The 10,020-nt window shown below is 69.1% G+C and carries 10 protein-coding genes; 2 read left to right on the forward strand and 8 right to left on the reverse strand.

Annotated elements, in window-relative coordinates:
* The 8 genes from AC1DVT_RS14195 to AC1DVT_RS14230 all read right to left on the reverse strand — a co-directional run.
* The coding region (locus AC1DVT_RS14195) for an aminotransferase class III-fold pyridoxal phosphate-dependent enzyme (RefSeq protein WP_477389695.1) at positions 1-414 on the reverse strand (414 nt) is incomplete at its 3' end.
* A 95-nt stretch (positions 415-509) separates the two neighbouring features.
* Positions 510-1,664, reverse strand: coding sequence for an ABC transporter substrate-binding protein (locus tag AC1DVT_RS14200; RefSeq protein WP_477389696.1), 1,155 nt, complete (start codon positions 1,662-1,664; stop codon positions 510-512).
* An 85-nt stretch (positions 1,665-1,749) separates the two neighbouring features.
* Entirely contained in the window at positions 1,750-2,511 is a 762-nt protein-coding gene (locus tag AC1DVT_RS14205) for an ABC transporter permease (protein WP_457100438.1), read from the reverse strand.
* Entirely contained in the window at positions 2,508-3,347 is an 840-nt protein-coding gene (locus AC1DVT_RS14210; RefSeq protein ID WP_477389698.1) for an ABC transporter ATP-binding protein, read from the reverse strand. Before AC1DVT_RS14210 ends, AC1DVT_RS14205 begins: the two co-directional genes overlap by 4 nt.
* Positions 3,344-4,216 carry an ABC transporter permease gene (locus AC1DVT_RS14215; protein ID WP_477389699.1) on the reverse strand — a complete coding sequence of 291 codons (873 nt, stop codon included), beginning with the start codon at positions 4,214-4,216 and terminating at the stop codon, positions 3,344-3,346. Before AC1DVT_RS14215 ends, AC1DVT_RS14210 begins: the two co-directional genes overlap by 4 nt.
* Positions 4,213-5,247 carry a TIGR03842 family LLM class F420-dependent oxidoreductase gene (locus AC1DVT_RS14220; RefSeq protein ID WP_477389700.1) on the reverse strand — a complete coding sequence of 345 codons (1,035 nt, stop codon included), beginning with the start codon at positions 5,245-5,247 and terminating at the stop codon, positions 4,213-4,215. The genes AC1DVT_RS14215 and AC1DVT_RS14220 overlap by 4 nt, the downstream gene beginning before the upstream one ends.
* Positions 5,248-5,255: 8 nt before the next feature.
* Positions 5,256-6,692, reverse strand: coding sequence for a dihydropyrimidinase (gene hydA / locus AC1DVT_RS14225; RefSeq protein WP_477389701.1), 1,437 nt, complete (start codon positions 6,690-6,692; stop codon positions 5,256-5,258).
* Positions 6,693-6,734: 42 nt separating this feature from the next.
* Positions 6,735-7,583 (reverse strand): nitrilase-related carbon-nitrogen hydrolase, encoded by an 849-nt coding sequence (locus tag AC1DVT_RS14230; RefSeq protein ID WP_477389705.1) that lies wholly within the window; start codon positions 7,581-7,583, stop codon positions 6,735-6,737.
* A 269-nt stretch (positions 7,584-7,852) separates the two neighbouring features.
* Between AC1DVT_RS14230 and AC1DVT_RS14235 the strand changes: the two genes are divergently transcribed.
* Positions 7,853-9,049 carry a sensor histidine kinase gene (locus AC1DVT_RS14235; RefSeq protein ID WP_477389703.1) on the forward strand — a complete coding sequence of 399 codons (1,197 nt, stop codon included), beginning with the start codon at positions 7,853-7,855 and terminating at the stop codon, positions 9,047-9,049.
* On the forward strand, positions 9,046-9,699 hold the full coding sequence (locus AC1DVT_RS14240) for a response regulator (protein ID WP_457100444.1): 654 nt from the start codon (positions 9,046-9,048) through the stop codon (positions 9,697-9,699). The genes AC1DVT_RS14235 and AC1DVT_RS14240 overlap by 4 nt, the downstream gene beginning before the upstream one ends.
* Positions 9,700-10,020: the final 321 nt, after the last annotated feature.

Consider the following 10,020-nt stretch of genomic DNA (forward strand, 5'->3'; position numbering starts at 1 on the left):
GTACGTCGAGAGCACGGTGTCGCGGCCGGTGTGCAGCCGCGCCATGCGGATCGCGTTCTCGTTCGCGTCGGCGCCGCCGTTGGTGAAGAAGACCTTGCGGAACCCGGCGGGCGCCTTGGAGAGGATGCGCTGCGCCGCCTCGCCGCGGGCGAGGTTCGCCGTGGCCGGCCCGATGGTCGCGAGCAGCGCGGCCTGATCCTGGATCGCCTTGACGACGGCCGGATGCTGGTGCCCGATGTTGACGTTGACGAGCTGACTGGAGAAGTCGAGCAGGCGATTGCCCGCGTGATCCCATACCGTGGTGCCCGCTCCGCCGGCGATCACGGGCAGGTCGAGCCCCGCCTGCGCCAGCCAGGAGTGGAAGACGTACTCGCGGTCGAGCTCCTTCGCCTTCGCGTCGAGATCGTCGGTCATTGGTGGTTCCTTCCGTTGCTGCTGCATTGCCCGCCCGGTCGCCCCGCGAGCGGAGCGAGACGAAACGCCCCACTCCGCTCGCTCGGTGAGAACGGCTAGTTGCCGCCCTCCTGCAGTTCGACGGTCAGCGGTGCGAAGTCGGTGCCGTCGACATCCACACCCTCATCCTTCAGCTCTTTGAGCGCCTTTTCCACGTACTCGTTCGAGTAGGCGGTCTCCGGCGGGTCCTGCGTGATGATCGTCGACCCGGTGTCGTTCTTCGTGTCCAGGGCGATTCCGACCGTCTGGTCCCACGCCGACTTGTCGATCATGCCGATGCCGTTCGTCGAGGGCCAGATCAGCTTGTTGACCTCGTTGGTCATCCACAGCTGGTGACTCGTGCCGAGGGTGGACCCGGCATCCGTCACGATCTGGGCAGCCTCCTCAGGGTTGTCCCGAGCGAAGATCCAGCCCTTGATCGAGGCCTTGATGAACTTCACCGTGGTGTCGGCATAATCCGCGTCGTCCGCCAGACGCGACGCGTCCGCCCAGATCGCATCCTGGAGCATGGCGGTGCCCTCGTCGTTCCAGTTGATGACGTTCAGGTCATCGGGCTGGTAGAGCTCACCGGTCGCGGGGTTCACCGTCTCCAGCACCTGCGCGTACTCGTTGTAGGTCATCGCCTGCGCTGCATCGATGTCGCCGGCGAGGAACCCGTTCATGTCGAACGCCTGCTGCACGAGCGTGATGTCCGACGTGGTGTCGATGCCGGCCTTCTGCATGCCGGCGAACAGCTCCCACTCGTTGCCGTAGCCCCAGCTGCCCACCTTCTTGCCGTTCAGATCGGCCGCCGTGGTGATGTCCTTGTCCTTGAACGAGATCTGGGTCGTGGCCGAACGCTCGAAGATCTGCGCCACGTCGGTGACGTTCGTGCCCTGCTCGATCGAACCGAGCACCTTCGGCACCCACGAGATCGCGTAGTCGACATCGCCGGCCGCGAGGGCGTCGATCGGCACCGTATCGGTGCCCGCCTCCTGGATCGTGACGTCGAGGCCCTCGTCCTCGTAGTAGCCCTCGGCGACGGCGGCGTAGTAGCCGGCGAACTGCGCCTGCGCGACCCACTGCAGCTGCAGCGTGACCGGCGTCAGCGCGTCGTCGCCCGATGCGCTCTCCTCGGACGATGAGTCCGACGAGGAGCAGCCGCTGAGCATGAGCGCGGCGGCTGTGACCGTCGCACCGATGCCGAGCGACAGTCGTGTGCTGTGCTTCATGTGCTTCCTCCTGTGTGTGTGGTGCGTGTGCTGTGTTGCTTCCTGCATCCGGCCGATCGCAGCCGGTGGTCTGGGGGCGTCGCCGTCAGGGGCGGGTCCGAGCGAGGGCTGCAGCCTCGAGCGCGTAGGTCGCGGTGTAGAAGACGAGCCCGGTCAGGATCGCGCCGAGCACGAATGCCCACGCGAGGGGATAGTTGCTCGACGAGACCGCCGAGGTGATCGCCTTTCCCAGGCCCGACACCGGACCGCCGAAGTACTCCGCCACGAGGGCGGAGATGACGGCGAGGGATGACGCGATCCGCAGTCCTGTGAAGAAGTACGGCAGCGCGCCGGGCAGTGTGACGGTGCGGGAGATCTGCCACGACGAGGCCGCGTAGGCGCGCATGAGGTCACGGTGGATGGGCTGCACCTGCCGGAGCCCGCGCAGGACATTGAAGAAGATCGGAATGGACACCGCGATCGCCGCGACGATCTGCCGCCCGGTCTCGACGCTGGCGCCGAACATCGCGTAGAAGACGGGGGCGAGCGCCACGATCGGGATGACAGCGAGCGCGGTGATCGTCGGTGCGCTCAGCTCGTCGATCGCGCGCCAGGCGGCCGCCAGCAGCGCCCAGACCACGCCGATGACCGTGCCGACGATCAGCCCGGCCAGCGCGTTGCGCGCGGTGCCGAGGCTTGCGACCAGGATCACCTCGAGCTTCTCGGCGAACTGCCCGCCGATCGCGATCGGTCCAGGCACCACGAACGGCTTGAGCTGGAAGACGGTCACCGCGAGCTGCCAGAGCACGATCGCCACGACTCCCAGCACGATCGGTGCGATGAGATCCCGCCACCGCGCGGCGGTCATCGCGTCTCCACTCCGCGCGCCCCGGTCTGCGGTGCGCCGTGCAGGGCCTCGCGCACCGCGCTCACCCGCTCGAAGAAGGCGGCGTCTTCGCGCAGCGCCGCGGTGCGGTCGCTGCGCAGCCCCATGTCCAGGATCTCGCGGATGCGGCCGGGCCGCGGCGACATCACCACCACGCGGTCGGAGAGGAAGACAGCCTCAGGGATCGAGTGGGTGACGAACACGACGGCGGCGCCCGTCTCGGCGCAGATGCGGGCCAGTTCGGTCTGCATGGTCTCGCGGGTCATCTCATCGAGCGCGCCGAACGGCTCGTCCATCAGGAGCAGCCGTGGCCGCTCCGCGAAGGCTCGCGCGATCGCGACGCGCTGCTGCATCCCGCCGGAGAGCTGGTCGGGGTGCCGATCGGCGAAGTCGGCGAGGCCCACGAGGGCGATGAGCTCGTCGGCGCGCGCACGGCGGGCGGGCCGGTCTACGCCGTGCAGTTCGAGCGGCAGCTCGATGTTCGCCCGGACCGTCCGCCAGGGCAGCAGTCCCGACTGCTGGAAGGCGATCCCGTAGTCCTGGTCGAGCCGCGCCTGCCGCGGCGTTTTGCCGAAGACGGTCATCGTGCCGCCGGTCGGCTCGTCGAGGTCGGCGATGAGGCGCATCAGCGTGGACTTGCCGCAGCCGCTCGGCCCGATCAGCGAGACGAATTCGCCAGGCGCGACATCGAGGTCGATGCCCTCGAGGGCCTGCACGGTGGTGTTCCTGCCGGTGCGGAAGATCTTGTCGACGCCCCGTACGGTCACTGCCCGTTCCGCGATGGATGCCTCGGCGCTGGGCGTCGCTGGGGTGCTCATGCGTTCACCTCCGTGCGGCGGTAGCGGCGCAGCAGCACGCCGATCAGCGCGACCGCCCCCGCCGCGACGAGCCCCATCAGGATCGCGCCGAAGATCGGGGACCACTGTTTGGCGGGGTCGGAGCTGCCGCTTGCCGCGTACTCGACGATCGACCTGCCGATTCCGCCGCGCAGGCCGATCGACACCTCGGCGACCACCGTGCCGACTACCGCGTTGATGGCGGCGAGCCGCAGTGCGGGCAGCAGGTAGGGGACGCTCGCCGGCAGCCGCAGGGTGATGAAGGTGCGCCACCAGCCGACGCCGTAGGACCGCATCAGGTCGAGGTGCGCGGCATCCGGTGACGAGAACCCGCGCAGCGCCCCGATCGACACGGGGAAGAAGGCGAGATAGCTCGCGATCACCGCGACCGACATCCAGTCCTCCCAGCGGAACGCTCCGACCTCGAGCTGCGCGCCCCAGCGCCGCACAAGCGGCGCGAGGGCGATGAGCGGCACGGTCTGGCTGAGTACGACCCACGGCAGCATGGCCGACTGCGCGGTGCGGAATCGCTGCATGAGCACCGCCATGCCGAATCCGACGGTCACGCCGATCGCCCACCCCACGGCGGCGATGCCGAGGCTGAACGCCGCGGCAGCCAGCGCCGCGAGCCACAGCGGCGGTGAACCCGGTKCGCGGGTGACGGGCTCGAGGGCGCGCGCGATCATGTCCGCGATGTGGGGCATCGCGATGTCGGTCGTGCGGGGGAGGACGGTGACCCCGGCCACGATGACGCCGGTGTCGGGGGCGAGCGACTTGTAGAGCTCCCACGCCACCGCGATCAGGAAAACTCCCGCGACGCCGAGGATGACAGGGCGGACGCGGCGCCTCATGCCTTCGCCGTCACATGCGCCGAGAACGCGGGGATGATGCTCTCCCCGTAGACCCGCATGGTCTCCTCCTTGTTGTCATGCTGGAGGTAGCCCGCGAACTGGGTGACGCCGAGGTCCCGCAGCTGCTCGAGCTTGGCGGTGTGCTCCGCCGCCGTGCCCAGGATGCAGAACCGGTCGACGATCTCGTCCGGCACGAAGTCGACGTGGTCGTTCTCCGCCCGACCATGTGAGTTGTAGTCGTAGCCCTGGCGCCCGGCGATGTAGTCGGTCAGCGCCTTGGGTACGGCGTCGCCGGTCCCTGAGCCCGTCGAAGGGCCGTACTTCGCGACGATGTCGGCGACGTGGTTGCCCACCATCCCGCCGAACCAGCGGCACTGGTCGCGCATGTGCGCCCAGTCGTCGCCGATGTACATCGGCGCGGCCACGCAGAAGGCGATCGCGTCGGGGTCCCGGCCGGCGGCGGCCGCGGCATCCCGCACCGTCTTGATCATCCACGCGGCGATGTCGATGTCGGCGAGCTGCAGGATGAACCCGTCGCCGACCTCGCCGGCGAGCTTGAGGGCGAGCGGCCCGTACGCGGCCACCCACACGTCGAGCGATGAGCCGCGACTCCACGGGAACTGCAGGGTCGCGCCCTTGTACTCGACCGGCCGCGAGTTCGCGAGCTCGCGGATGACGTGGATCGACTCGCGCAGCTCCGCCATCGTCACCGGCGACCCGTTGGTCACCCGCACCGCCGAGTCGCCGCGGCCGATGCCGCAGACGGTCCGGTTGCCGTACATCTCATTGAGCGTGGCGAAGACGGATGCCGTGACCGTCCAGTCCCGCGTCGCAGGGTTCGTCACGAACGGGCCGACCATGATCCGCTTCGTCTCGGCGAGGATCGCGGAGTGGATGACGTACGGCTCCTGCCAGAGCAGGTGCGAGTCGAACGTCCACACGTGACTGAAGCCGTGGGCCTCGGCGAGCTTGGCGAGCTGGACCGTCCGCGACGCGGGCGGGTTGGTCTGGAGGACGACTCCGAAGTCCATGGTGCTCCTCACGTCAGGTACTGGCTGAGTCCGCGCTTGACGAATCGCCCGTCCCCCTTGGCTCCGAGGTACTCCCCGCCGTCGACGATGACCTTGCCGCGGGACAGGACGGTGTCGACGTGCCCGTCGATCTCGAACCCCTCCCAGGCGGAGTGGTCCATGTTCATGTGGTGGGTCTTGCCGAGCCCGATGCTCGTGTGCCCGTTCGGGTCGTACACGACGACGTCGCCGTCGGCGCCGGGCTGGATCACGCCCTTGCGGCCGTACAGCCCGAACATGCGGGCCGGAGTCGTCGAGGTGAGCTCCACCCAGCGCTCCAGCGTGATCTTCCCGGTCACAACGCCCTGGTACATGAGGTCCATGCGGTGCTCGATCGACCCGATCCCGTTCGGGATGGCGCGGAAGTCGCCGAGCCCGAGCTCCTTCTGATCCTTCATGCAGAACGGGCAGTGGTCGGTCGAGACCATCTGCAGGTCGTTCGTGCGCAGCGCCTGCCACATGTGGTCCTGGTGGCCTTCCGCGCGGGAGCGCAGGGGCGTCGAGCACACCCACTTCGCGCCCTCGAACCGGCCCCACTCCTCGCTGGACGCGCCGAGCTGCTCCTCGAGCGACAGGTACAGGTACTGCGGGCACGTCTCGCCGAACACGTTCTGCCCCTTGTCGCGCGCCGCGGCGAGCTGCTCCACGGCCTRCTTCGCGCTGACATGCACGACGTACAGCGGCGCGCCGGTGAGGTTCGCGATCATGATCGCGCGGTGCGTCGCCTCCTCCTCCATCTGCCAGGCGCGGGCGATGCCATGGAAGTACGGGTCGGTCTTGCCCTCTTCGATCAGCTGCGCGGCCAGCACGTCGATGACTGGCCCGTTCTCGGCGTGCATCATCGTGAGCAGCCCGGTCTCGCGCGAGACCTGCATCGCCTTGAGCACCTGGGCGTCGTCCGAGTAGAAGACGCCCGGATACGCCATGAAGAGCTTGAAGCTCGTGATGCCCTCATCGATCAGTCCGGGCATCGCCGCCAGGGCGTCGCTGTCGACGCCGCCGATGATCTGGTGGAACCCGTAGTCGATCGCGCAGTTGCCCGCGGCCTTCGCGTGCCAGGCGGCCAGGCCGTCCTGCACGCGCTCGCCGTATCGCTGCACGGCGAAGTCGATGATGCTCGTCGTGCCGCCCCAGGCTGCCGCCCGGGTGCCGGTCTCGAAGGTGTCGATCGCCGCGGTGCCGCCGAACGGCAGCTCCATGTGCGTGTGCGCGTCGATCCCGCCCGGGATCACGTACTTGCCGGTCGCGTCGATGACCCGATCGACGGATGTCGCGACATCCGTCCCGAGAAGCTCCGAGCCGGGCTGCAGCACCGCGACGATCGTCTCGCCGTCGATGAGGACGTCGGCTGCGCTGCGGCCGGTCGCCGAGACGACCGTGCCGCCCTTGATGAGTGTGGTTGCCATGATCTCGATACGCTCCTTCGTCGCTACTCGATCACCGGGGGGTCACGGCTTCGCGATCATCGTGTACGAGTCCGGCCGACGGTCGCGATAGAACTGCCAGTCGTCGCGCATCTGCTGCACCATGTCCATGTCGAGGTCGCGGATGAGCACCTCTTCGTGGGTGCCCGAGCCGCGCTCGCCGACGAAGTTGCCGCGCGGATCGATCACCTGACTCGTGCCGTAGAAGTCGACGGCGAGGTCGCCGTACTCGTTGTCCTCCAGCCCGACGCGGTTCGGCTGCAGCACGAAGTAACCGTTCGCGACGGCCGCGCACGGTCCCTCGACCTCCCACAGGCGGTTGGACAGGCCCGGCTTGGTCGCGTTCGGGTTGAACACGATGTGCGCGCCGTTCAGGCCCAGCTCGCGCCAGCCTTCGGGGAAGTGCCGGTCGTAGCAGATGTAGACGCCGATCTTGCCGACCGCGGTGTCGAACACCGGGTAGCCGAGGTTGCCGGGACGGAAGTAGAACTTCTCCCAGAACCGGTCCAGATGCGGGAGGTGGTGCTTGCGGTACTTGCCCAGGATCGTGCCGTCCGCATCGACGACTACTGCCGTGTTGTAGTACACGCCGGTGATGTCCTCTTCGTAGATCGGGAGGATCATCACCAGGTTCAGCTCCGCGGCGAGGGCGGCGAAGCGCTGCACGATCGGACCGTCGGCCGGTTCCGCGYAGCGGTAGTACTTCTTGTCCTCGGTGATGCCGAAATAGGGCCCGTAGAAGAGCTCCTGGAAGCAGATCACCTGCGCGCCGTCGGCGGCGGCATCGCGGGCGAACTGCTCGTGCTTGTCGAGCATCGACTCCTTGTCGCCGGTCCAGGTGGTCTGGGTGATCGCCGCACGTACAGTCGCCATCATGTCTCCATCCGTGGCCCGGTGAACCACTTCGTGCTGTCGCCGATCGAACCGGTCGGGTCCGGTCGGATGTCATGCCGACCCCTGCGTCTGCCCTGATCCTTCTGCATCCGCATTTCCCAATGGTTTCGGCCTGTGTCGTGACAGTAAAGCCTCCCGGCGCTCGGGGCAATGGTGGGATGGGCCGACCTTAGGAATCGTGGGCGCCGCCGACTTGGATACATCGCGAGACGGATGCCGCGGCATCCGGTCTCGCGTACCGTGAAACGGTGTTCCGCCCCCTGCGCACCCCACAGCTCGTCGTCGACGTGGTGCTGGCGGGGCTGTTCGCGCTCGTCGTCGCCCCCCTGGAGCTGCAGCTCGGACGCGCGGTCGATTTCAACGCGCTCTCGACCGTGCTCGTGACGCTGCTGATGGCCGGGGCGCTCGCCGTCCGGCGACTGTCGCCGGGGATCGCGCTCGCCGCGGCCTGGGCGGGGGCCATCGTGCAGATGGGGTTCGGGCGGGGTCCGAGCATCGTCGACCTCGCGATCTTCGCCGTGCTCTACGCGACCGCCGCCTACGGCAGTCGCCTCGTGTTCTGGCTCGGCTTCGCCTCGGCGATCGTCGGGGCGGGAGTCATCACGGTCTACGTGTTCGGCGGTTCGATGGCCCTGGGCGGCATGAGCCTTTCGTCGATCACGACGGCGCTCGCGGTGCTCGTGGCGGCGCTGTTCGCGCTGCTGCTGTCGTGGACGGTCGGCGCGCTCATGCGCACCGCGCTGCGCGCCCGCGAGAACAGGGCGGCGAAGGAGCTGGCCGAGGCGGATGCGGTCGCCGAGCAGGAGCGCGTCCGGATCGCGCGGGACATGCACGACGTCGTCGCCCATTCGCTCGCGGTCGTGATCGCGCAGGCCGACGGGGCGCGATATGCCCTCGCAGCCGCCGACTCAGCCGGGTCGTCGCGAGAGTCCGATCCCGCGGCATCCGCGGCGCTCGAGACGATCTCGTCCACCGCGCGTGCGGCGCTCGCGGACGTGCGGCTGCTGCTCACCCAGCTGCGGCACAGTCAGGGCGATGGGCCCCAGCCGACGATCGCCGACCTCGAGGCGCTCTATGCCCACGTGCGCGCAGCCGGGGTGCAGCTGCGGGTGGATGTCGATCCGACGCCGCCCGGGACGCCACCGGCGTCGGTGCAGCTCGCGGTCTACCGGATCCTTCAGGAGGCGCTCACAAATGCCCTCCGGCACGGCGGTGGCGCCCCGGTGTCGGTGCGGCTGCGCTGGCTCGCCGACCGGGTCGAGCTCGAGGTGCGCAACCCGCTGCCCGTTGTCTCTGGCGGTGCCGTGCCCGCGGCCGGTGGCGGCCACGGACTCATCGGCATGCGCGAACGGGCCCAGCTGACCGGCGGTCGCCTCGATGCCGGCGCCGAGGCCGGCGAGTTCATCGTGCGCGCCACCCTCCCGATCGAAGGGGCCGGCAGTTGAGCGGGCGCCCGCCGATCCGGGTCGTGCTCGTCGACGACCAGGCCCTGTTCCGGGCCGGGATCCGCATGCTCGTGGACTCCCAGCCCGACCTCGAGGTCGTGGGCGAAGCCGCCGACGGGCGAGAGGCGATCGAGGTCGTGCGCGGGACCGCGCCGGATGTCGTGCTGATGGACATCCGGATGCCGGTGCTCGACGGCCTCGCGGCGACCGCCGAGCTGCTGCTCGACCCGCAGCCCCCGCGCATCGTGATGCTCACGACCTTCGACCTCGACGAGGCCGCCGCGCGGGCGATTCGCCAGGGCGCGAGCGGGTTCCTCCTCAAGGACGCCGACCCGGAGTTCCTCCTCGCCGCGATCCGCACCGTGCACTCGGGGTCGGCCGTGATCGCGGCATCCGCCACTCGAGAGCTGTTCGCGAGATTCACGGATGCCGCGCCCCGGCCCGTGCCGCCCGCCTACGGCGCGCTGACCCAGCGGGAGCGGGAGATCTTCGCCCTCGCCGCCCGTGGCCTGTCCAACGCGGAGATCGCCGCGCGGGAGTTCCTCTCCGAGGCGACGGTGAAGACCCACATCAGCAGGGTCCTGACGAAGCTCGGCCTGCGCGACCGCGTGCAGTTGGTGGTGTTCGCCTTCGAGCACGGCCTCGCCTGAGCGCTGAGCGGACCCGGACGCTCGCGCGGTCGAAACCGCCTCACGCGCCCGAACTCAACGACCGCGGATGGCGGTTTCGGCAGCGCGACCGATCGCGCCGACCGATCGTTGAGCGAGCGAAGCGAGACGAAACGCCGCGAACTCAGCGCCCTTCGAGGGCGGCCCGGTGCTTCGCGTACTTGGGCTTGCCGAGCCACCGCCAGGCCAGCCGCGCCGGAGCAGGCATGTGCTTGTGCAGCCACTCGTCGCCGCCGTCGGGCTGCGACGCGAGGATCTCGCCGAGCTGCTGCCAGGTCTGCCCCTTCGGGATCGAGTTCCGCC

The organism is Microbacterium sp. P2_F9 (assembly GCF_056403635.1).

Excerpts from the sequence above, each read along its gene's own strand:
- AC1DVT_RS14200 (WP_477389696.1), bottom strand. The coding sequence starts at position 1,664 with ATGAAGCACAGCACACGACTGTCGCTCGGCATCGGTGCGACGGTCACA.
- AC1DVT_RS14205 (WP_457100438.1), bottom strand. The coding sequence starts at position 2,511 with ATGACCGCCGCGCGGTGGCGGGATCTCATCGCACCGATCGTGCTGGGA.
- AC1DVT_RS14210 (WP_477389698.1), bottom strand. The coding sequence starts at position 3,347 with ATGAGCACCCCAGCGACGCCCAGCGCCGAGGCATCCATCGCGGAACGG.
- AC1DVT_RS14220 (WP_477389700.1), bottom strand. The coding sequence starts at position 5,247 with ATGGACTTCGGAGTCGTCCTCCAGACCAACCCGCCCGCGTCGCGGACG.